At 61.2% G+C, this 22087-nt stretch carries 23 protein-coding genes; 9 read left to right on the plus strand and 14 right to left on the minus strand.

The annotated features are described in order from the left end of the window. Positions 1 to 237: 237 nt before the first annotated feature. From A462_RS30395 to A462_RS30380, 4 genes are all read right to left on the minus strand, one after another. Entirely contained in the window at positions 238 to 1152 is a 915-nt protein-coding gene (locus tag A462_RS30395; RefSeq protein WP_173883068.1) for a LysR substrate-binding domain-containing protein, read from the minus strand. 226 nt (positions 1153 to 1378) lie between these two features. Further along, positions 1379 to 2683 (minus strand): C4-dicarboxylate transporter DctA, encoded by a 1305-nt coding sequence (dctA, locus tag A462_RS30390; RefSeq protein ID WP_003207293.1) that lies wholly within the window; start codon positions 2681 to 2683, stop codon positions 1379 to 1381. A 98-nt stretch (positions 2684 to 2781) separates the two neighbouring features. Continuing rightward, positions 2782 to 3657, minus strand: coding sequence for an alpha/beta fold hydrolase (locus A462_RS30385; RefSeq protein WP_008430843.1), 876 nt, complete (start codon positions 3655 to 3657; stop codon positions 2782 to 2784). Between the two features lie 238 nt (positions 3658 to 3895). Next, the gene (locus A462_RS30380; RefSeq protein WP_003210114.1) at positions 3896 to 4357 is read right to left on the minus strand and encodes a VOC family protein; all 462 of its coding nucleotides are present in this window, start codon (positions 4355 to 4357) and stop codon (positions 3896 to 3898) included. A gap of 235 nt (positions 4358 to 4592) precedes the next feature. On the opposite strand from A462_RS30380, the gene A462_RS30375 reads away from it, so the two are divergent. The 3 genes from A462_RS30375 to A462_RS30365 are packed head-to-tail and all read left to right on the plus strand — an operon-like array spanning position 4593 to position 7285. Next, positions 4593 to 5816 (plus strand): SfnB family sulfur acquisition oxidoreductase, encoded by a 1224-nt coding sequence (locus A462_RS30375; protein ID WP_003210116.1) that lies wholly within the window; start codon positions 4593 to 4595, stop codon positions 5814 to 5816. Positions 5817 to 5819: 3 nt separating this feature from the next. Next, on the plus strand, positions 5820 to 6485 hold the full coding sequence (locus A462_RS30370; protein ID WP_008430846.1) for a methionine ABC transporter permease: 666 nt from the start codon (positions 5820 to 5822) through the stop codon (positions 6483 to 6485). A gap of 29 nt (positions 6486 to 6514) precedes the next feature. Further along, positions 6515 to 7285, plus strand: a complete 771-nt coding sequence (locus tag A462_RS30365; RefSeq protein ID WP_003210120.1) for a MetQ/NlpA family ABC transporter substrate-binding protein — start codon at positions 6515 to 6517, stop codon at positions 7283 to 7285. A gap of 146 nt (positions 7286 to 7431) precedes the next feature. On the opposite strand, the gene soxR is transcribed toward A462_RS30365, so the two are convergent. After that, a complete protein-coding gene (gene soxR / locus A462_RS30360; RefSeq protein ID WP_008430848.1) occupies positions 7432 to 7875 on the minus strand; it encodes a redox-sensitive transcriptional activator SoxR in 444 nt (147 codons plus the stop codon). A gap of 90 nt (positions 7876 to 7965) precedes the next feature. Between soxR and A462_RS30355 the strand changes: the two genes are divergently transcribed. Next, positions 7966 to 8328 (plus strand): antibiotic biosynthesis monooxygenase, encoded by a 363-nt coding sequence (locus A462_RS30355; protein ID WP_032898632.1) that lies wholly within the window; start codon positions 7966 to 7968, stop codon positions 8326 to 8328. On the opposite strand, the gene A462_RS30350 is transcribed toward A462_RS30355, so the two are convergent. From A462_RS30350 to msuE, 4 genes are read right to left on the minus strand one after another with little or no spacing between them, the layout of a single operon-like run. After that, positions 8320 to 9423, minus strand: a complete 1104-nt coding sequence (locus tag A462_RS30350; RefSeq protein WP_003210127.1) for a sigma-54 interaction domain-containing protein — start codon at positions 9421 to 9423, stop codon at positions 8320 to 8322. The two genes, A462_RS30355 and A462_RS30350, sit on opposite strands and share 9 nt — an antisense overlap. Before the next feature lie 11 nt (positions 9424 to 9434). Continuing rightward, positions 9435 to 10622, minus strand: a complete 1188-nt coding sequence (locus A462_RS30345) for an acyl-CoA dehydrogenase family protein (RefSeq protein ID WP_003210129.1) — start codon at positions 10620 to 10622, stop codon at positions 9435 to 9437. A gap of 47 nt (positions 10623 to 10669) precedes the next feature. Next, a complete protein-coding gene (gene ssuD / locus A462_RS30340; protein ID WP_003210130.1) occupies positions 10670 to 11815 on the minus strand; it encodes an FMNH2-dependent alkanesulfonate monooxygenase in 1146 nt (381 codons plus the stop codon). Between the two features lie 9 nt (positions 11816 to 11824). Continuing rightward, positions 11825 to 12388 carry an FMN reductase gene (gene msuE / locus A462_RS30335; protein WP_003210131.1) on the minus strand — a complete coding sequence of 188 codons (564 nt, stop codon included), beginning with the start codon at positions 12386 to 12388 and terminating at the stop codon, positions 11825 to 11827. A gap of 397 nt (positions 12389 to 12785) precedes the next feature. Here msuE and A462_RS30330 point away from each other — a divergent pair, with 397 nt between their 5' ends. From A462_RS30330 to A462_RS30320, 3 genes are all read left to right on the plus strand, one after another. After that, complete coding sequence (locus A462_RS30330) at positions 12786 to 13055, plus strand: hypothetical protein (RefSeq protein ID WP_008430855.1); 270 nt, start codon at positions 12786 to 12788, stop codon at positions 13053 to 13055. 228 nt (positions 13056 to 13283) lie between these two features. Next, positions 13284 to 14444: a cysteine desulfurase family protein gene (locus tag A462_RS30325; RefSeq protein WP_008430857.1), complete on the plus strand. Its 1161-nt coding sequence runs from the start codon at positions 13284 to 13286 to the stop codon at positions 14442 to 14444. A 36-nt stretch (positions 14445 to 14480) separates the two neighbouring features. Continuing rightward, the gene (locus A462_RS30320) at positions 14481 to 16289 is read left to right on the plus strand and encodes an aminopeptidase P family protein (RefSeq protein WP_008430859.1); all 1809 of its coding nucleotides are present in this window, start codon (positions 14481 to 14483) and stop codon (positions 16287 to 16289) included. On the opposite strand, the gene A462_RS30315 is transcribed toward A462_RS30320, so the two are convergent. After that, on the minus strand, positions 16282 to 17190 hold the full coding sequence (locus A462_RS30315) for a LysR family transcriptional regulator (RefSeq protein ID WP_008430860.1): 909 nt from the start codon (positions 17188 to 17190) through the stop codon (positions 16282 to 16284). The genes A462_RS30320 and A462_RS30315 overlap by 8 nt on opposite strands. Before the next feature lie 115 nt (positions 17191 to 17305). On the opposite strand from A462_RS30315, the gene A462_RS30310 reads away from it, so the two are divergent. Then, positions 17306 to 18301, plus strand: a complete 996-nt coding sequence (locus A462_RS30310) for a zinc-dependent alcohol dehydrogenase family protein (RefSeq protein WP_032898629.1) — start codon at positions 17306 to 17308, stop codon at positions 18299 to 18301. On the opposite strand, the gene A462_RS30305 is transcribed toward A462_RS30310, so the two are convergent. After that, positions 18298 to 18888: a 2-hydroxychromene-2-carboxylate isomerase gene (locus A462_RS30305; protein ID WP_008430864.1), complete on the minus strand. Its 591-nt coding sequence runs from the start codon at positions 18886 to 18888 to the stop codon at positions 18298 to 18300. The two genes, A462_RS30310 and A462_RS30305, sit on opposite strands and share 4 nt — an antisense overlap. A 35-nt stretch (positions 18889 to 18923) precedes the next feature. Continuing rightward, on the minus strand, positions 18924 to 19655 hold the full coding sequence (locus tag A462_RS30300) for an SDR family oxidoreductase (protein WP_003210139.1): 732 nt from the start codon (positions 19653 to 19655) through the stop codon (positions 18924 to 18926). An 89-nt stretch (positions 19656 to 19744) separates the two neighbouring features. Between A462_RS30300 and A462_RS30295 the strand changes: the two genes are divergently transcribed. Next, positions 19745 to 20305, plus strand: coding sequence for a TetR/AcrR family transcriptional regulator (locus A462_RS30295; RefSeq protein WP_008430866.1), 561 nt, complete (start codon positions 19745 to 19747; stop codon positions 20303 to 20305). 12 nt (positions 20306 to 20317) lie between these two features. Here A462_RS30295 and A462_RS30290 read toward each other — a convergent pair whose 3' ends face one another. Together A462_RS30290 and rhtA are read right to left on the minus strand one after the other, a co-directional pair. After that, entirely contained in the window at positions 20318 to 20599 is a 282-nt protein-coding gene (locus A462_RS30290) for a hypothetical protein (protein ID WP_003210144.1), read from the minus strand. Positions 20600 to 20766: 167 nt separating this feature from the next. After that, entirely contained in the window at positions 20767 to 21654 is an 888-nt protein-coding gene (gene rhtA, locus A462_RS30285) for a threonine/homoserine exporter RhtA (protein ID WP_003210146.1), read from the minus strand. Positions 21655 to 22087 lie beyond the last annotated feature (433 nt).

The following is a 22087-nucleotide window of genomic DNA, read 5'->3' on the forward strand; positions in this document are numbered from 1 at the left end:
TGCTTTTCTGTGGGAGCGGGCTTGCTCGCGAAAAACCTGAGAGCGCCGCGTTCATCCAGAATGCCCGCGTCATCGTTAACGACCTTCGCGAGCAAGCCCGCTCCCACATTTGGACCGTGCCCGCTTTTGATTTGGCTTTTTGCTCTACAACACTCAAGCCGGCCGGTAGGCCGCTGTAAGAGCAGAACCGTCAGCGGCCGTTACCGCAGCAACGGATATGTACGCAAACCCGGCACGCTAAATCGACAACCCCTTGAAGTGCTCCTGCAAAAACTCCACACACGCCCGCAACTTCCCGGAGTAGGCCAGCCGCGTCGGGTACACCGCCCACACGTTGGCGCTCTGGGTGTAGTCGTGCAGCACCTGCACCAGTTTCCCTTGCTCCAGCAGCGGCTTCACATCCCACATCGAACGCAGCAACACGCCGCGCCCGTCCAGGGCCCATTGCAAGACGATCTCGCCGTTATTCGACGACAACGGCCCGCGCACGCGCACGCTGTCCTGCACGCCATCGCGCTCCAGGTGCCAGATGCCAAACGCGTTGTCGCGCTCCTTGAGCACCAGGCAGTCGTGCTGTTCCAGGTCGCTCAAGTGCTGCGGCACACCACGGCGTTCGAGGTAGGCGGGCGCCGCACACAGCACCCGCCGGTTACTCACCAGCCGGCGACCGATGTGTTGCCCGGGGATGTCGTCGCCCACGCGAATCTCCAGGTCGAAACCCTCGCTGACGATATCGACCACCCGGTCGAACAGGTCCAGGCGAATCTCCAGGTCCGGGTATTGTTCGGCCAATAGCGACAAGGCCGGTGCCACATGGTTACGACCGAAACCGAAGCTGCTGCACAAATGCAGGTGGCCGCGCGGGCTGTCGTGGGCGTCGGAAAGCTCGTCGGACAACTGCTGGAAGTCTTCGAGAATCCGCACGGCCCAGCGCTGCACGCGCTCACCGTCTTCGGTCAGGGCGATACGGCGGCTGGTGCGGTGCAGCAGGCGGGTGGCGAGGGTGGTTTCGAGAATCTGGATACGCTTGCTGACGTAGGCCGGGGACAAACCCAGCTCGTCGGCAGCCGCAGCAAAGCCGGCCTTGCGGATCACGGTCAGGAATACCCGCAGGTCTTCAGGTAGGGGCACGGTATCTTTCTTGTTGTTCATCAGAAACAGGCATGGCGGCATGAACCGCCAGAATAGCACCGGTATGGCGAAGGAGTTTCTGTGGTGAGGGCGCTTGCTGTGGCAAGGGAGCTTCTGTGGTGAGGGAGCTTGCTGTGGCGAGGCAGCTTGCTCCCGCTGGAGTGCGTAGCGCTCCCAAAGATCTTGGGGCCGCTGCGCAGCCCAGCGGGAGCAAGCTCCCTCGCCACAGGGGATTGGTGTTTAAGGGTTACTCGGCGGCGATCTTCGCCTGGGCGGCGGCCCGTGCATGGCGGCCGTGCTTGAGGGCGATGGGCGCCATTTTCTCGCGATCCAGTTCACCTTCCCAGGCCGCCACCACCAGCGCCGCCACGGCATTGCCGATGATGTTGGTCAGTGAGCGGCATTCAGCCATGAACCGGTCCACACCCAGGATCAGCACCATCGCCGCCACCGGCACCGTCGGCACCACCGCGAGGCTGGCGGCCAGCGCGACAAAACCTGCGCCCACCACCGCACCGGCGCCTTTTGAGGTAAGCATCGCCACCGCCAGCAGGGTCAGTTGTTGCTCCAGCGTCAGGTCGATATTGGTCGCCTGGGCCAGGAACAGCACCGCCAGGGTCATATAGATGTTGGTGCCGTCCAGGTTGAAGGTGTAGCCGGTGGGCACCACGATCCCCACCACGCCTTTGGACGCGCCAAGGCTTTCAAGTTTCTGGATCAGTTGCGGCAGCGCAGATTCGGAGGAGCTGGTGCCCAGCACGATCAACAGTTCAGCCTTGATGTAGGTCAGCAGCTTGAAGATGCTGAACCCCACATACCGGGCGATGCTGCCCAGCACCACGGCGACGAAGAAAAACGCGGTGACATAGAACGTGCCCACCAGTTTCAACAGCGGCAGCAGCGAGCCCAGGCCGTATTTGCCGATGGTGAAGGCGATGGCCCCGAAGGCCCCGATCGGCGCGACGCGGCTGATCATCCCGACGATGCGGAAGAACACTTCGCTGGCCTGGTTGATCACGCCGACCAGGGGCCGGCCCTTCTCGCCGATCATCACCAGCCCGAGGCCAAACAGCACCGATACAAACAGTACCGGGAGGATTTCGCCTTTGGAGAAGGCGTCGAAGAAGGTAGTGGGGATCACATGCATCAGGAACCCGGTGACGCCTTCGCCGTGTTCGGCCTGGCCGACAAAACCGGCGATGGCGGAGGTGTCGAGGGTCTTCACGTCGATATTGAAACCCACGCCGGGGTGCAGCAGGTGCGCGGCGAGGATGCCGATTACCAGGGCGATGCTGGAGACAATCTCAAAGTACAGCAGCGCCTTGCCGCCGACGCGGCCCACCTGCTTCACGTCGTGCATGCTGGTGATGCCGGAGACCACGGTGCAGAAGATGATCGGGCCGATGATCATCTTGATCAGCTTGATAAACCCGTCGCCCAACGGCTTGAGGTCGATGCCCACCTGAGGCCAGTGGTTGCCGATCAACACGCCCAGCACAATGGCGATGATCACCTGCACATACAGGGTTCCCAGCAGTTTTCTGATTGTCATTTTTATTATCTCGAGACGTTTTTTGGGCAAGCAGATCCCGTCGCAGGCTGTTTCAAGCCTGCGGGGCGGGATCGGTCAGGTCAGCGGTTCATAAAGGCTCAGCGAAGGAAGGTCAGGACTTCGCCGAGCAGCACTTCAGGGATTTCTTCTGCGATGTAGTGGCCGGCCGGCAGTGCCTTGCCACGTACGTCGGTCGCGACTTTCTGCCATTCCTTGAGGGGTTCGAAGCAGCGCCCGACGGTGCCTTCGGCGCCCCACATCACCAGCAGCGGCAACTCCAGGTGGTTGCCCTTGTCGATATCGGCGCGGTCGTGCTCAAGGTCGATGCCAGCGGCGGCGCGATAGTCCTCGCAGATCCCGGTGGCGGTGCCGGGCAGTTTCAGGCAACGCAGGTATTCGGCGAAGGCTTCATCGGTGAACGGCTTGAGCCCGGCACTGCGGCTGCCCATGACGCTGCGCAGGTAGAGTTCCGGGTTGCCTTCAATCAGGCTCTCGGGCAACGGCGCCGGGCGGATCAGGAAGAACCAGTGCCAGTAGGCGCGGGCAAAGGCTTCGTCGGTCTGGGCGTACATGGACAGGGTTGGTGCGATGTCCAGCAGCACCATGCGCTGCACGGCCTTGGGGTGGTCCAGGGCCAGGCGATGGGCGACGCGGGCGCCACGGTCGTGGGCCAGCACCGAGAACTCGTCGAAGCCCAGGGCTTTCATCAGCTCGACGCCGTCGCGGGCCATTTCACGTTTTGAATAATTGGTGTGATGGTCAATGGCGGCGGGCTTGCTGCTGTCGCCATAACCGCGCAGGTCGGCGGCGACCACGGTGAAGTGTTCGGCCAGTTGCTCGGCGACCTTGTGCCAGATGACGTGGGTCTGCGGGTGCCCGTGCAGCAGGAGCAGGCCGGGACCCGCGCCGCCTTTGCGGTAGCTGATGTCCACACCGTTGACGTGGCGCTGGTCTTTTTGGAATCCGGCGAACATGGAATGACTCCTTGTGATGATTGCTTGCATCCTGAAATCACACGGCGCCCGGGGCAAGGGGGAAAGCGTGGAGGGGTTGTTCATGAAGTGTGTTGAAGCCCGATCTTTCAGGCAGTGCAGGTCAATGGTGGGAGCTGGCTTGCCTGCGATGCAGGCAACTCGGTGTATCAGTCGCACCGAGGTGATGCCATCGCAGGCGAGCCAGTTCCTACCGTTGGGTTGCGTCGCCCAGGCGACTTCATCCTTGCTTGAACAACGCCTCGGCCCGCTGGCGAACTTGCGCCTCGGTCAAGTCCTCCTTGCGCGTGGCCAGGAACCACACATGCCCGAAGGGGTCTTTCAGCGTCCCGGAACGGTCACCGTAAAACTGATCCTTGGGTTCTGAAATCGCCGTGCCGCCGGCCTTGATGGCCTGGGCGAACTGTTGGTCGACATCTTGCACATAGAGATGCAGGCACACGCTGGGGTGTTCTTTTCCCGGACTGCCGAACGACATTTCGCCACAGGGCGAGGCCATCATGATCGCCGAATCGCCAATGCGCAGTTCGGCATGGCCGATCTTGCCGTCGGGCATGTCCAGGCGCATGACTTCGGTGGCACCAAAGGCTCGTTTGTAGAACTCGATGGCTTCAGCGGCTTTGTCGATGCCCAGGTACGGCGTGATGCTGTGGTAGCCCTCGGGAATGGGTTTAACGCTCATATCGTTCTCCTTGATGGTGGTTGTGGAGGGACGGCTTTTTCACTATAGGCCACGTGCGCCGTGGCTTGCGGGCAGCCGACGAGGTGTTGCCCAGGCAACAGCAAACCGGCAGTTTGCTGCGCCAAGGGCGGTCTGCCGCGCGTATATCGGGAGCAAACCCTTGTGTTTGAAGGCCAGGCGCCTCAGGCACAGAAGCTGCAATGCCTCTGGCAAACCATTCGCCCGAGAGCGTTGTATGTCTGTACTGCCTGTATCTGCCGATTACCCGATTCACACGCCCCACGCCGAGTTGATCCGCGACGAGGCCCACGCACTGGCCGTTGCCCGCCGAGTCGCTGCCGTGTTGCTGGAACAGGACGCCGAGCGCGATCGCACCCGCCAGGTGCCTGCGGAGGTCGTCGACCTGTATTCCAACAGCGGTCTGTGGGGCATCAGCGTGCCCCGCGAGTTTGGTGGTGCCCAGGTGTCATACGCGGTGTTGGCCCAGGTGATTGCGATTATCTCGGCGGCCGACCCTTCGCTGGGGCAAATCCCGCAGAACCATTACTGCCTGCTGGAAGATATCCGCCTGCAAGGCACGCCCGAGCAGCAGGCGTACTTTTTTGGCCTGGCGCTGGAAGGGCATCGGTTTGCCAATGCGCTGTCGGAAACCGGCGGCAAGAACGTCCAGGACATCCAGGCGACCATTCGCCGGCAAGGCGATGGCTATGTGATCAACGGTCGCAAGGGTTATTGCACCGGTTCGCTGTATGCCCACTGGCTGGCGGTGCTGGCGCTGGATGAACAGCAAAATGCGCAATTGGCGTTCGTGCCGCGCGGCACTGAAGGCCTGGTGGTGGTCGACGACTGGGACAGCATGGGCCAACGCACCACCTCCAGCGGCACGGTGCTGGCCGAAGGCTTGAAGGTGCCGGCGTTCAATCTGTTTCCTACCCATCGCTCCTACGATTCGCCGACCCTGGCCGGGCCTTTCGCTCAATTGACCACCGCCGCCATCGATGCCGGCATCGCCCGTGCCGCGTTGCGTGACACGGTGCAGTTCGTCCGGCAATTCGCCCGTCCATGGATCGATGCCGGGGTGGAAAACGCCAGTGAAGACCCGCTGACTATCATCCAGGTCGGCGCGCTGGATATTCGCCTGGAAGCGGCGGAAGCCTTGCTGGAGCGGGCCGGAAAGGCCCTGGACGCCGCGCGCCCGGCACCCGATGAAGACAACGTTGCCCACGCCTCCCTGGCTGTCGCGCGAGCCAAGGTACTGACCACTGAAATCGCCATTGAAGCCAGCAACAAGCTCTTCGAACTCGGCGGCACCCGCTCCACCCTGAAGAAGCACAACTTCGACCGTCACTGGCGCAATGCACGGGTGCATACCCTGCATGACCCGGTGCGCTGGAAGTATCACGTGGTGGGCAACTGGCTGCTCAACGGCGCCAAGCCACCGCGTCACGATTGGTCTTGACCCATGGCCGAGCTGTTTAAAAACATCTATTGGGCCGACATCGGCCAAGCCTGCCTGGAAACCCTGAGCATGCTCAGCGCGGCCCTGGGTTTTACCGTGCTGCTGGGGTTGCCGCTGGGGGTGCTGTTGTTCCTCACCGGCAAGCGCCAGTTGCACGAAACCCTAGTGGTGTATCGGGCGCTGTCGGTGGTGGTCAACGTGCTGCGCTCGCTGCCGTTCATCATCCTGCTGATTGTGCTGATCCCGGTGACCACCCTGCTGGTGGGCACCTCCCTGGGCGTGGCCGGTACGATTCCGCCGTTGGTGGTGGGCTGTACGCCGTTCTTTGCGCGGCTGGTGGAAACCGCCTTGCGCGAAGTCGACCGTGGCGTGGTGGAGGCCACCCAATCCATGGGCGCCAGCACCTGGCAGGTGATCCGCCACACGCTGTTGCCGGAAGCCCGGGGCGGGCTGCTGGCAGCGGTCACTGTCACCGCGATTGTGCTGGTGGACTACACCGCCATGGCCGGGGTGATTGGTGGCGGTGGCCTGGGCGACCTGGCTATCCGCTACGGCTATCAGCGTTTCCAGACCGACGTGATGGTGGTCACCGTGTTGCTGCTGTTGGTGCTGGTGCAGGCCCTGCAGATGACCGGTGACCGTTTGGTGGCGCATTACAGCCGCCGTTGATTCCTATAACTAATGCCTTCGGAGCAACCATGAAAAAATCCCTGGCCATCTTGGCCGCTGTCTTGTCCTTCAATGCCTTTGCCAACGAGACGCTGGTCGTCGGCGCCACGCCCGTGCCTCACGCCGAGATCCTCGAGTTCGTAAAGCCGGTGCTGGCCAAGGAAGGCGTGGACCTGCAAATCAAGGTCTTCACCGATTTCATCCAGCCCAACCAGCAACTGGCGCTGAAGAACATCGACGCCAACTACTACCAGTACCGGCCATTCCTGGATGACTACAACAAGACCCGGAATACAAACCTGGTGCCGGTGGTCGGTGTGCACATCGAGCCTTTCGGCGCGTACTCGACCAAGATCAAAAATATCTCGGAGTTGAAAGACGGCGCGACAGTGTCGATCCCCAACGACCCGGTCAACACTGGCCGCGCCTTGGTGCTGCTGGACGAAGCCGGCCTGATCAAGCTCAAGGACCCGAGCAACACCCTGGCCACGCCGCGGGATATCGTTGAAAACCCCAAGCACCTGAAAATTCGTGAACTGGAAGGTGCGTTGCTGGCCCGCTCGGTGAGCCAGGTGGACCTGGCGTTCGTGTTTGCCAACTACGCCCTGGAAGCAGGGATCGACACCAACAGCGCGTTGATCGTCGAGAAGGGCAAGAGCCTGTACGTGGAGTACCTGGTCGCGCGCCCGGACAACATCAATGACCCTGGCATCCAGAAACTGGCCAAGGCGTTGAACTCCGATGAAGTGCGCCAGTTCATCCTGACCCGCTATAAAGGCCAGATTGCCCCGGGATTCTAAGTCTGACGGCGATCAAAATGTGGGAGCGGGCTTGTGTGGGAGCGGGCTTGCTCGCGAAGGCGGTGGATCAGCCACTGCATCTGGCGACTGACACCCCGCTTTCGCGAGCAAGCCCGCTCCCACATTGATCGAGTTTTACCCCGCCATTATGTGGACGGCTCCAAGAGTTGTGCCCCAGGCCCGCGCTCACCCAGTACGTCGTCGTGATTGCGCAGCGGGCACGCCTCCAGCGACAGGCACCCGCAGCCAATACAGCCGTTGAGTTTGTCCCGCAGCAACATCAGTTTTTCGATGCGCTGGTCCAGGTCCTCACGCCATAGCGCAGACAGGCGCTCCCAATCGGCAGCGTTGGGCGTGCGGCCATCGGGCAAGGTTTGCAGCGCGTCATGGATCGTCGCCAGGGGAATGCCCAAACGCTGGGCAATCTTGATCACCACCACCCGGCGCAACACATCCCGCGGATAGCGCCGCTGGTTGCCGGCGTTGCGGTGGCTCTTGATCAACCCCTTGGTTTCATAAAAGTGCAGCGCGGTAACCGCCACGCCACTGCGGGCTGCCAGTTGGCCGACGGTGAGTTCTTTGGTGACCATGAAAAAGCCCTTGACCTTGACTTAACTAGAGGTTTTACCCTGCGTGGCATCGAATCGCAAGATTGTGCCTACAGTGAGAGGGGAATGTTCATGCAGGTATTAGAGAAGAGTCTGAGTTTTACCCAGATGGTCGAATTCCACATCGAGCCTCAGCAGCAATCGGCTTTGGTGGCGGCCCTGTCATCGCAAAGCGAGCGCCTGGCCCAGGGCCATGGCGGCTTCATCAATGCCAGCGTGCAGGTCAGCGATGATGGGCGCCGGGTGCTCAGCTACCTGCAATGGCGCTCCCGCGAGGAGGGGGAAGCGGCCTTCAAGTGTTTTGAGCACGGTGAGGAAGACTTCTGGACGCTGATCCGCGCCCACCAGGCCACGGCAGTGACCTTCGGTTCGTTCCAGGTGCTGCGCAGCATCGAGCGCAGCCATGACAACGCTCTGCACTGCCGCCTAAATTGACAGGTGCAGCATGCGCTCGCCCTGTACGTTTTCGCCGGGGCGTCGCTTGTTCACCGCCAGCTCGCCGATCTTGATCAAGCGGGTACGTGTGACGTTGCGGCTCAGGCCCAGCAGGTTGGCGGTGTGCACCTGGTTGTAATGGCTGAAGCGGTAGGCGGCGCGCAGCAGCGCATCCTCGACCTTTTCATGCAGGGCCCCGGCCTGTTCCTCGAAGAGCTTTTGAAAGGCGCGTTCCAGCAGGGCTTCGGCGCTGTTGTCGGTGCCGTGCTGGCTGTCGTCCTGACGCTCGATGCGCATGTTCGACAGGCGCAGGTCGTCGCGCTCGATCACCCCGTTGCGGCAGATCAGCAGGGTGTGGTGGATCACGTTTTCCAGCTCGCGGATGTTGCCCGGCCAGCTGTAGCTTTTGAGTTTCTGCTCGGCCTCGCGGCTGATGGTGATCGGGCCGTAACCCAGGCGCTGGCTGTAGGCTTCGATGAAATGCCGGGTCAGTGGCAGGATGTCACCGGGCCGATCCCGCAGGGGGCTGAGTTCGAGGCTGACCACGTCTAGGCGGTAGTACAGGTCTTCGCGGAAATGCCCGGCATTGATGGCTTTCTCCAACTGAACGTTGGTGGCCGCCAATACCCGCACGTCGATGGGAATGCTTTTGCGTGAGCCCAGGCGCACCACTTCGCGTTCCTGCAGTACCCGTAGCAGCTTGACCTGGATCGCCATCGGCAAGTCACCGATTTCATCGAGGAACAAGGTGCCGCCGTCCGCCTCTTCGAACCAGCCGGCCTTGGCACTGAGGGCGCCGGTGAAGGCGCCTTTTTCATGGCCGAACAGCTCGGCTTCCACCAGGGATTCGGAAAACGCGCCGCAGTTCACGGCCACGAAGGGCCGGTTGCGCCGGGCGCTGAGGTTGTGGATATGGCGCGCCACCAGCTCTTTACCGGTGCCGGTTTCGCCGATGATCAACACGCTGGCTTCGCTGGGCGCGACTTGCTGGATGTGCGCCAGCAGCGCCTGGGATTTGGGGTCTTCGAAGACCTGGGCCGTGGCGCGGATCGAGGTCGCAAGAGCGGGCGAGGGCGGTAAGGTTAAAAGCTGCATGGGCACCTCTTCTAGGAGTAGAACGTGGGAATCGGCAGGGACTGGTTCAACGCCCAGTCCCCCAGTTCGTGGAGCTTGTAGTCCACCGGGTCGTGCAAGGTTTGCGTGCGCAGGTTGCGCCAGTGCCGGTCCAGGCGCAGCGAGGCGTGGGTGGAGCGCGCGCCGGTGACTTCGAACAGGCGGCTGCACAGCTCCAGGCCGTTGCGGGTGGCAGCGACCTTGGCCGTGGCGATGGCGATGGCCAGCTCGCCGCGCTCGCTTTCACTGAGGCTCGGGCCCTTGGCCCAGGCCTGGTCCAGCAGTTCGGCGGCGCGTTCTACCAGCAGGCGCACGCCTTCCAGCGCGACCCAGAATTCGCCGTAGTGGTTGAGCACGTACGGGTCCTGGCGAATGTCCTGCACCGTGGATTTATGCCAGGGCCGGGTTTCGGTCAGGGTGTAATTCCGGGCTTCGGCAAACGCGCCTTCGGCGATGCCGAGGAACATATGGGTGAAGGTCAGTTGAGCGATCAGCGGGCGCAGGCAGGCGAAGGGCGTACTCAGCGGGCCGGGATCGAGGAGCAATTCCGACTCTTCCACGCGTACCCGTTCGAAGCTGGCGCTGCCGCTGTCGGTCTGGCGCTGGCCGATGTTGTTCCAGTCATTGTGCAGGGTGATGCCACTGCGCCCGCTGGGGATGGCCGCGATCAGCAGCTTGCCGCCGGCGCTTTCATCCACCGCCGAGGCGATCAGCATTTCCGAGTCGCTGGCTCCGGAGCAAAAGCTCTTCTTGCCGGAGAATTCGCGCCAGCCGTTGTAGGCTTTGACCACCGTGCGCGTGTCCAGCGGGTTGAGGGCGTTGCCCCAGAACCAGTTCTTGCGCGCGGTTTGTTCGAACCAGGGTTGCCATTGCTCCGGGCGTGAGAACAGGCGAACGGTGGCGAGCATCAGGTGATGAAAACCGAAGACGTGGGCGATGGAGCTGTCGACCTTGGCGAATTCGCGCACGATCTCCAGGGTTTCGCTCCAGCGGGCGCCGAGGCCGCCGTACTGGGTGGGAATGCTCAGGGCCAGCAAGCCGCTTTGGCGCAGGGCGTCACGTTCGGTCTTCGGTGTGCCGCCGCGCTCGTCGCGTTCGACGGCAGTGAGGGCAAATTCGGCGGCCAGCAGTTTGGCGGTCTGCAAGGGTGAGGGCAGGACGCTGTTGGGTTTGGCTGTCACGCGGTATTCCTCATGGTGTGCCGGGGCGTGCCCCGGCAGACGGCAGGTCAGGCCTTGGCTTTTGCCGGCAGGACGTCGTTGGCAATCATTTCGCCGAACGGTCCGGTGAGGTTGGTGACGCCGCGCCCGGCCAGGCTGGCGTAGGGTTCCGGCAGCAGCGGGAACACCAGTTCGGCAAAGCGATACGCCTCTTCCAGGTGCGGGTAGCCGGAGAAGATGAAGCTTTCGATGCCCAGGTCTGCGTATTCCTTGATGCGCTCGGCGACTTGCTGAGGGTTGCCCACCAGGGCCGTGCCCGCGCCGCCACGTACCAGGCCGACGCCGGCCCACAGGTTGGGGGCGATCTCAAGGTTGTCGCGGCGCCCGTCGTGCAGGGCGGCCATGCGCCGCTGGCCTTCGGAGTCAAAGCGCGAGAAGGATTTTTGCGCGGCGGCGATGGTCTCGTCGCTGATGTGCTCGATCAGTTTGGCCGCGGCTTTCCAGGCGTCTTCTTCGGTTTCGCGCACGATCACATGCAGGCGAATCCCGAATTTGACGGTGCGCCCGTGGCGGGCGGCGCGCTCACGCACGTCGGCGAGTTTCTCGGCGACGGCGGCCGGTGGTTCGCCCCAGGTCAGGTACACGTCGACTTGTTCGGCGGCGAGGTCGTGGGCAGCGTCCGAGGAACCGCCGAAGTACAGCGGTGGATATGGCTTCTGCACCGGTGGGTAAAGTGCCTTGGCGTTCTGCACGCGCAGGTGTTTGCCTTCGAAATCCACCGATTCGCCTTGCAGCACGCGGCGCCAGATCTTGAGGAATTCGTCGGTCACTTCGTAGCGTTCGCTGTGATCGAGGAAGCTGCCGTCGCCGCGGTTTTCGTCGGGGTCGCCGCCGGTCACCACGTTGATCAACAGGCGGCCATTGGACAGCCGGTCGAGGGTGGCGGCCATGCGGGCCGAGACGGTTGGCGAGATGATCCCCGGACGAATCGCCACCAGGTAACGCAGGCGTTCGGTCAACGGCACCAGTGCCGAGGCAATCACCCAGGAGTCTTCGCAGGAGCGGCCGGTGGGAATCAGCACGCCGTGGTAGCCGAGGTTGTCGGCGGCCTGGGCGACTTGTTTCAAATAGTTGAGGGTGACCGGGCGAGCGCCCTGGGTGGTGCCCAGGTAGTGGCCGTCACCGTGTGTAGGCAGAAACCAGAAAACATCCATGACAAATCCTTAAGCGATTTTCAGCAGAGAGGTGGGATGCGCGGCAAACAACGGCGCGGCGCGTTCTGCAGCAAGGCGAATGCGGGCCTTCAAGGGCTCACTGGTTATGTGGTAATCGGTGAAATCGGCCTCGGTGGCGTACACGCCAATGGGCAAGGTCAGGGCCTGGAAGAAACTGAACAGCGGGCGCAACTGGTGATCGAGTACCAGGGCGTGGCGTTCGCTGCCGCCGGTGGCCGCCAGCAACACCGGGGTGTTGATCAGGGCGTTGAGGTCGACCAGGTCGAACAGGTGCTTGAGCAGGCCGGGGTAGGAGCCGCGATACACCGGGGCGGCAACGATCAGCAGGTCGGCCTGTTCGATGGCCTGCAGTTGCGCTTCGACGTCGGCGGGCAATTCCTGGCGGGACAGTGCGCCGCCCAGCGGCCGGGCAATGTCGCCCAATTCGATCAGGGTGGCCTGGATCGGCAATTGATCGGCCAGTTCGGCCAGCACCGCCTGGGTCAACACCAGGGTGCGGGACGGACGCCAGGTTCCGCCGGAGAGGGCAACGACATTCAGTGGACGGGTCATCAACAGTTCCTTTTTCAACAGTGGCTCAGGGCAAGAGCAGTAGCAGGGCTTGAGCAAGAGCTGTACCAAGCTGTGCAGCCCTTGACTGGCGTGGCCTCTGTGCCAGGTGTTGGAAAATGGTGGTGTTGTCTGCCTGGTGTTTTGTTGAATGACTGTTGCCTGGGCAACAGTTGCCAGGCGAACAGTGGCGTGAGTGTTGAGGCCATTTATAGAGGGTTGTGTTTATTCCGTAAATGAACGTATTTCCATATTTATAGACCTATATGGAATATAAGGCGCGACTATCAGAAGTGTCGCAAAGGTTGATAGCGACTATCACGGCTGATGATTTTTCACCGTGCAGGGGCGGGAGTAGCCTGTACTCATTGACTTCAGCCCGTTTCGCAGGACCTTCGCCATGAACCGTTTTCTCGCCATTTCCGTATTGCTTGTCACCTCAGTCCTTGCCGGTTGTGCGACGCATTCGTCGCCCGAACTGCGTGGCTACTCGGCCGAGGAGAGCAAGGAACTGGCGCTTGAAGCCCTGAGCCGTCGAGGCCTGTCATTTGATGAATACCAACAGAAGAAAGCCGAACTGACCGGCCAGCCACGGAACACCTTCGGTTTCGACCGTCAGGGTGAGATGAATGCCGAGCGCAGCATGACGCTGCACGGTCGCCCCAGTTGAGTCAGTGGCGAGGTCTGAAAAGCCCGAGGTTTCCCACAGGAACCTCGGGCTTTTTGTTTGCCATCCGTTTCCCGGAGCCTGTTAAGCTGAATTTCAGGAGCGTTCCTACGCACTTTTAAATAAAGTGGTCTTTCTTTAACGGCACGGGATCAGGTAAACCATCTTCCTTCCTGATTGCGGCCCCTGAGACGTTGTTCTCGGGAACCTGCTCTGCGAGTCTTTAACGTCATGAATAAACGTCCGCTGTATTTCGACTACGCCGCCACCACGCCGGTGGATGAGCGGGTCATCCAGGTGATGGTTGAGTGTCTGGGCTTCAATGCCAACTTCGGCAACCCTGCGTCCAGTTCCCACGCGTTCGGCCAACAGGCCCGGCAAACGGTTGAGCGGGCACGGGGCCAGGTGGCTGAGTTGGTCGGCGCCGAGCCGGCACAGATTGTCTGGACCTCCGGTGCCACCGAGTCCAACAACCTCGCCATCAAGGGCGTTGCCCAGGCGCGCGGCGTGGCCGGCGGGCACATCATCACCAGCCAGATTGAACACAAGGCCACGCTCGACACCGCTCGCCAGTTGCAGGAAGCCGGGGTTGCCGTGACGTACCTGGTGCCGGACGCCGAGGGTTTGATCAGTGTCGAGGCGGTGAGCGAAGCATTGCGTGAGGACACCTTCCTGGTGTCGCTGATGCTGGTGAACAACGAGCTGGGCACTCTTAACGATATCCGGGCGATTGGCGCACGCGTGCGCGAGCATGGCGCGCTGTTTCACGTGGATGCGGCGCAGGGCGCAGGCAAGGTCGAGATTGACCTGGCCGAATGGCCAGTGGACCTCATGTCATTTTCCGCACACAAACTCTATGGTCCCAAGGGTATCGGCGCGTTGTACGTCGGCCCACGTGCGCAGCAGAAAGTGCTGGCGCAGATTCACGGCGGTGGCCATGAAGGTGGTTTGCGTTCGGGCACCCTGGCAACTCACCAGATTGCCGGCATGGGTACCGCGTTTGCCCTGGCGGCAGCGTCCTTTGCTGAAGAAAAGGCGACCATCGTTGCCTTGCGCGAGCGCCTGCTGGAACAGCTGAATACAATTGCCGGGGTGCGCCTTAATGGCAGCCTTACCCAACGCATTCCCCACACCCTGAGCCTGACGTTCAGCGAAGGCGAGTTCAATTCCGCCGCCTTGAGCGCGGGCATTGCCTTCTCGGCCACTTCGGCCTGCAATTCGGCGAGCAATGCACCGTCCCATGTGCTTCTGGCGCTGGGCCATGATGCCCGCAGCGCAGGTCGCACCATTCGCTTGAGCCTCGGGCGGTTTACCACCGAGCAGGATATCGATCAGGCGGTACAGCTGATCAAGGCCGCACTGGCCAGCGCACCGGCTTTCTGGGCCGTTTGACCCCATAACAATTATTAGTGGTTAGCAGGAGACACGATGAGCACACAGCCTTTGACCCATGGAACGGTTCCCCAGCGCCTGGCGCACACCCGCGAACTGATGAGCCGCGAGGGCATTCATGCCCTGTTGGTGCCGTCGGCGGACCCGCACTTGTCCGAATACCTGCCGGGTTACTGGCAGGGCCGTCAGTGGTTGTCGGGTTTCCATGGGTCGGTGGGCACGCTGATTGTTACTGCGGATTTTGCCGGTGTATGGGCAGACAGCCGCTATTGGGAACAGGCGACCAAGGAGCTCAAGGGCAGTGGCATCGAGTTGGTCAAGCTGCAACCCGGCCAGCCCGGGCCGCTGGAATGGCTCGCGGAGCAGACGCCGGAAGGCGGCGTGGTGGCCGTTGATGGCGCGGTCATGGCCGTGGCCTCGGCGCGCACCCTGGGCAGCAAGCTGGAGGCACGTGGTGCACGCTTGCGCACGGATATCGACTTGTTGAATGAAGTCTGGCAAGACCGTCCAACCTTGCCGAACCAACCGATCTATCAACATCTGCCACCCCAGGCCACCGTCAGCCGTGGCGAGAAGCTCGCAGCCCTGCGTGCCAGCTTGAAGGAAAAGGGGGCCGACTGGCATTTCATCGCGACCCTGGATGACATTGCCTGGCTCTTTAACCTGCGGGGTGGCGACGTTTCGTTCAACCCGGTGTTTGTCTCGTTTGCCTTGATCGGCCAGCAGCAGGCGACGCTGTTTGTGGCCCTGAGCAAAGTCGACGCCGAGCTTCGCGCGGTGCTGGAACAGGATGGCGTGACCCTGCGCGATTACAGCGAAGTCGCAGCGGCGTTGAAGGACATTCCTTCGGGCGCGAGTGTGCAGGTCGACCCGGCCCGGGTGACCGCCGGCTTGCTGGAAAACCTGGGCAGTGGCGTCACGCTGATCGAGGGGCTTAACCCGACCACCTTGGCCAAATCGCGCAAGAGCCTGGCGGACGCCGAGCACATTCGCCAGGCCATGGAGCAGGACGGCGCGGCCTTGTGCGAATTCTTCGCCTGGCTCGACAGCGCGTTGGGCCGTGAGCGCATCACCGAACTGACCATTGATGAGCACCTGACGGCAGCGCGTACCCGTCGTCCGGGTTATGTGTCGCTGAGCTTCAATACGATTGCCGCATTCAACGCCAATGGCGCGATGCCGCACTATCACGCGACCGAGGAAGAACACGCGCTGATCGAGGGCGATGGCTTGCTGCTGATCGACTCGGGTGGCCAATACCTGGGCGGCACGACCGATATCACGCGGATGGTGCCTATCGGGACGCCAAGCGAAGAGCAGAAGCGCGACTGCACGCGGGTGCTGAAGGGGGTGATCGCGTTGTCCCGCGCGCATTTCCCCAAGGGCATTCTTTCGCCGCTGCTGGACTCCATCGCCCGTGCGCCGATCTGGGCCGAGGGTGTGGACTACGGCCACGGTACCGGTCATGGCGTCGGCTATTTCCTCAATGTGCATGAAGGCCCGCAGGTGATCGCGTACCAAGCCGTCGCGGCGCCGCAAACGGCAATGCAGGCCGGCATGATTACCTCCATCGAGCCCGGCACTTACCGTCCGGGCCGCTGGGGTGTGCGCATCGAGAACCTGGTGTTGAACCGTGAAGCGGGCAAGACCGAGTTTGGCGAGTTCCTCAAGTTCGAGACACTGACACTGTGCCCGATCGACACCCGTTGCCTGGAGCCGTCGTTGCTGACGGTGGAAGAACGCCAGTGGTTCAACGATTACCACGCGCAAGTCCTTGAGCGCCTGAGCCCGCTGCTCAGTGGCGCGGCACTGGAATGGTTGCAGGTGCGTACGGCCGCTATCTGAGGGGCTGCAGTTCGGGCGCCTGGGTCAGGGCATCGGCCATGTAGTCGATAAACGCTTTGACCCGGGCGGACTGGCGGCGATTGGGTGCCGAAACGGCATGAATCGGCAGCGACTGCGGGGTGTAGTCCTGCAGCAAGGCGACCACCCGGCCGGCCTTCAGGTCATCAAAGAACAACCACAGGGGCGACAGCGCAATGCCGTGCCCCGCCAATACCATCTCGCGTATAGCCTCGGAGTTATTGCTCTGGGCGTTGCCCTTGATCTTGACGCTGTGCCGCGTCCCGTCCTTTTCGTAGACCCATTGGTTCTGGCTGCTGAGCAGGTTGAACAGCAGGCAATTGTGCCGGGCCAGCTCTTGCGGTGTTTGCGGCGCCGGGTGTTTGGCCAGATAGGCCGGACTGGCGAGGGTGACCCGGTGAGTAGTGCCGATCTGCCGGGCGATCAGGCCGCTGTCGCGCAACTCGCCGATGCGCAGGGTAACGTCCAGGCCTTCGCTGACCAGGTCCTGATTTTGATCGCTCAGTTGCAGGTCAACCTGTACCTGTGGGTATCGATCGAGAAATCCCGCCAGGCGTGAGGCGATGTGCAGGCGACCGAAGCTCACCGACGAGCCAATGCGTAACGGACCGGCGACAGCCTCCTTGCCGGACTGGAAGCTGTGTTCTGCAGCATCCACCGCCGCGAGGATTTGTCGGCAATGGCTGTAGTAGCGCTGGCCTTCGTCTGTCAGGGAGAGTTTGCGGGTGCTGCGGGAAATCAGCTTGCCGCCCAGTTCTGTCTCCAGTGCACGCAGTACTTTGCTGATAGTGGGCTGAGTGGTCTGCATCTCCCGGGCAACCGCAGAGAAACTCCCGCGCTCGATCACTCGAACGAAAATGGCCATTGCGTTGAGCTTATCCATGGGGCTACCGATTCATGCCAAATGAGCATGGCCACTATAGCCGTTTGGCGTCTTATCGGCATGAGTGGCCGGGCACATCATGGTGATCACTTCCTGATGAATCGAGATCGCGACCATGACTGATACAACTCAAATGCACGCCCTGGTGGTGGATGTGGCGAATGGGCCGTTACGGCTGGCAACGATTCCAAGGCCGACGCCTGGGGATGGTGAGGTGCTGGTGAAGATCAAGGCCAGTGGCCTCAACCCGTTGGATAGGAAAATTCGAGCAGGCGAGGCGGCCCATGCCCGTCAGCCGTTGCCGGCTGTGATTGGCTTGGACTTGGCGGGGATCATCGAGACGGTAGGCCCGGGTATCAACGAGTGGAAGGCGGGCGACGAGGTGTACGCCCTGGCGACGGGAGTGGGCGGCCTCCAGGGTTCGTTGGCGGAGTTTGCCGTGGTGGATGCGCGCTTGCTGGCGAGAAAACCCGTGACCCTGAGCATGCGCGAAGCCGCGGCATTGCCGCTGGTGCTGATCACCGCATGGGAAGGGCTGGTGGACCGTGCGCATGTAGGCCCGGGGCATAAAGTACTGATTCAGGGCGGTGCGGGTGGTGTAGGACATGTCGCCGTGCAAGTGGCTAATGCATTTGGCGCCGAGGTGTTTGCGACCGGTTCAGCCAGGCAGCGGGCGTTGATCGAGGGGCTGGGCGCTACGTTTATCGACTACCAACAGCACACCGTCGAGGAGTATGTAGCCTTGCACGCGGCGGGCGAAGGTTTTGACATTGTGTATGACACGGTGGGCGGGCCGACGCTGGATGCATCCTTCCGGGCGGCCAGGACTTATCACGGGCATGTGCTGAGTTGTCTTGGCTGGGGTTCTCATAGCCTGGCGCCGTTGTCGTTTCGCGGGGCGACTTACTCCGGGGTGTTTACCCTGCTGCCGATGCTGACGGGCAAGGGGCGGGAGCACCACGGGCAGATCCTTGCCGAGGCGGCGCAGTTGATTGATGACGGGAAGCTCACGCCGATTCTCGACGGGCGTCAATTCGACCTGCACTCGGCAAACGCCGCCTGCGAGTTACTCGCCGGCGGCGCTCAAGGGCGTCTGGTGATTGAAATCTAGCTCAGCGCTTCGCGGACAAACTCCAGGCGGTCCTGGCCGAAAAACAACTGGTCGTCGACGAACATCGTAGGTGCCCCGAATACGCCGCGCTGGATGGCGTGCTCGGTATTGTCCTTGAGGGTGGCCTTGACGGCATCGTCATTCGTCAACGCGAGGACTGCTTCGGGATCAAAGCCGTGTTCAGCCAGCACCGCAGCCACCACAGCAGGATCACCCAGGTGACGGCCTTCTACCCAAAGGGCACGGAACAGGCAATCGATGAAATCCTGAAAACGCTCGGGTTGGCGCATTTGGACACCGGTGACAGCGCGCATCAGCGTCAATGTATTGATGGGGAAGTGCGGGTTGAACTTGAGCGGGACGTTGTAGCGCTGGGCGTAGCGTGCCAGGTCCTGGAACATGTAGCGGCCTTTGGCGGGAACGGTGGCCGGTGATGCATTGCCGGTGGCCTTGAACACCCCGCCCAGCAGCATTGGCTTGTAAATCAGCTGGGTGCCGGTTGCAGCGCACAGGCCTGGAAGTTGGGTGTAGGCCAGATAGGTGGCAGGGCTGCCGAGGTCGAAGAAAAATTCTACTGTTTTACTCATGCTGGATACTCGCAGTTTATTGTTATGGGGCGCGCTTACCAGGGTTCATTCCAGGGGCGCAGGTCCAGCTCGAAGGTCCAGGCGTCCCGGGGCTGGCTGTGCAGGTACCAATAGTTATCGGCGATGTGGTCCGGATTGAGAATGCCGTCCTGATCCTTGAGGGCGTATTTTTGCGGGAAGTTGTCGCGGATGAAGTCGGTGTCGATGGCGCCATCCACGACGACGTGGGCGACGTGGATATTCCGTGGGCCCAGTTCGCGAGCCATGCTTTGCGCCAGTGCACGGATCCCGTGTTTGGCTCCAGCGAACGCGGCAAAGCCGGCGGCTCCACGCAACCCGGCCGTGGCACCGGTAAACAGGATGGTGCCGCGGTTACGGGTGACCATGCGCTTGGCCACTTCCCGCGCGTTGAGGAAGCCTGAGAAACAGGCCATCTCCCAAATCTTGAAGTACTTGCGGGCGGTTTCTTCCAGGATGCTGCACGGCACATTGGCGCCGATGTTGAACACGAAGGCTTCGATGGGGCCCAGCTCGGTTTCAATCCGCTCGATCAGCGCGATAACGTCTTCTTCCTTGCGGGCATCGCAGGCAAAGCCATGCGCCTCGCCACCTGCTGCGTGGATGCTATCCACCAAGGGTTGCAGTTTATCGGCGCTGCGCCGGGTGACGCAGGCGACGTAACCCTCACGGGCGAAACGCTTGGCGATGGCACCACCTGTGGCATCGCCGGCACCCACTACCAGTACGATTTTCTTGTTGTTCGTCATGGGAGATCCTTTAGTAAACGATCGTTTGCCAAACGAACGTTATGCTACGATCCAGCAGGCGTCAAGCTGACAGCACAGTGGAGGAAGCGATGCGATATTCGGCTAGTCACAAGCAGCAAACCAGGGAAAAGCTTCTGAACAGCAGTGCGGCACTGGCGAAGAAAGAGGGTTTTGCCAGTGTCGGGGTGGATGGCTTGATGAAGGCCATTGGCTTGAGTGGCGGTGCGTTTTATAGCCACTTCGCTTCGAAGGATGAATTGTTCAGTTCGATTGTCGAGCGTGAATTGAGCCACAGCCTTGAGCGATTGAATGGCGACGGGGTGCAAAGCCGTGAGCGGCTGGATCGCTGTTTGAAGTTCTACCTGAGCATGGCCCATGTGGAGCAATCCGAAGCCGGATGTGCGTTGCCGAGCCTGGGGGCGGAGATTGCGCGATCTGATGTGGCCGTTCGTCAACAGGCGCAGGATTGGATTTGCCGATTGCAGGTGGGGTGGGCAGCAACACTGGGCAGCGAGGCCCTGGCGTGGTCGATTCTGTCGCAATGCATCGGCGCCCTGGTGGTGGCACGGATGATGGTCGACCCGCAGGTGCAGGCACAGGTCCTGTCATCGAACTACGAGGTGCTCAGCCAGCAGCTGTCGAGGCTGTGAGGTCATCGACAGTTACTTGCAGATGACAATCATGCTTCGGCTTGTGTAGCCGGCGGGGTTAAGACCGAACGGGTAGTCGCCTGGGTCTTCGGCGTTGTCCCCCGACTTGGCGATGACTTTATAGCCTTTGGCGCCACACGAATTAGCTGCACTGGCGTAGCACTGGTCCCAGGAAGAGGACAGGCCTGAGCAGTTGATATGCAGGCCCTTCTTTCCCCGTTTTACTTCGGTCTTGGTGGTCGCGGCACAACCTGCGATTGCCACAATCATGAACAGCATCAAAATTCGCTTCATTACTATCCTTAATAGCCGCCTCGCTTAAGTGCACGAAGCTGGCTTTGCTCGCTCTCGAGTGTAGCGTTCATGATGTCCTTATCGAAAATCTCCATGAATGACACTGGGTTACGACCTAAACATGGCCTAATTGAGCGGCAAATGCCATAGCTACGTCAAATCCTGAATCAATCGGCTGGAACGAGTGGTTTTGATTCGTTACGCATGGTCAGGGTTGCACCCACCGAGGCCAGGATAATGCAGGTGATGGCCAGCCATTGCGCCAGGGACAAATGCTCTTGAAGGAAAAACAGCCCGGACAGGGCGCCGAACGCGGGTTCGATACTCATCAGGGTTCCGAACGTGCGGGCTGGCAGGCGAGTCAGGGCGACCATCTCCAGGGTGTAGGGCAGGGCGGTGGATAAAACCGCGACACCAATGGCGATCGGGATCAGCGAGGGTGTGAGGAGTGCGGCGCCCGCGTGGACGATACCTATCGGTGCAACAAACAACGCTGCAATCATTACGCCGAGGGCCGCAGTCTGAACGCCATTGTCGGCGCCGGCCTTTTGGCCAAACAGAATGTAGAGTGCCCAGCACGCACCTGCGCCGAGTGCATAGGCGGCGCCTGTGAGGTCAATGCCGCTGCTGGCTTCGCCCACTGGGATCAATAGCAGAAGTCCGACAATCGCCAAGGCTATCCAGAGAAAGTCTACGGCGCGTCGCGAAGCGTAGATGGCTACTGCCAGCGGGCCGGTGAATTCGAGGGCTACTGCGATTCCCAGCGGAACGGTACGCAGCGACATATAGAAGAGGAAGTTCATTCCCCCCAGCGCCATCCCGTAGACGATCACCGTCTGCAACGACTTGGCTGTCAGCTTGGCGCGCCATGGGCGTAAAAGGAGCAGCATGATCACACTGGCGAAAATCAGGCGCAGGGTGGTGGTGCCCTGGGCGCCCACGATGGGGAACATGCTTTTGGCGAGTGAGGCGCCTGATTGAATAGAGGCCATGGCAATGAGTAGCAGGCCGACCGGAAACAGTGTCGAAGCCAGGCTACGCGGGGAAGTGGTCATTGAGGGTATTCGTCCGAGGTCGTATTGAAAGAAACCGAGTGGCTATGATGCTTAACTGTCGAGCGTTGGGCAATATATTGCTCAGTTGGTTAAGGGTTCCTTCCTATATAGACGAATTCCGTGATTGTGGGGATGGATTGATAGAAAAGCTGAATTAAGGGTTGACGGCAGATTCTGGAAGTCTATAATTCGCCCCACTTCCGGCGCAGTCGAAACGGAAAACTCCTTGGTAAACAAWGAGTTATGTAGGTTTCGACAGCGAGCTGCTTCAGATCATCGAGGCCCAGAAGGAGTTGATGGAGCGGTGTTGTTTGGCTCTATTAACGTTTCGATCTTCTCGGTCGAAAGCGGAGAAAAAGAGGTGTTGACAGCAGCGTGTAACGCTGTAGAATTCGCCTCCCGCTAACGAGAGATCGGAAGCGCAAGTGGTTGA

Source organism: Pseudomonas sp. Ag1, from assembly GCF_000278565.1.
Classification (GTDB): domain Bacteria; phylum Pseudomonadota; class Gammaproteobacteria; order Pseudomonadales; family Pseudomonadaceae; genus Aquipseudomonas.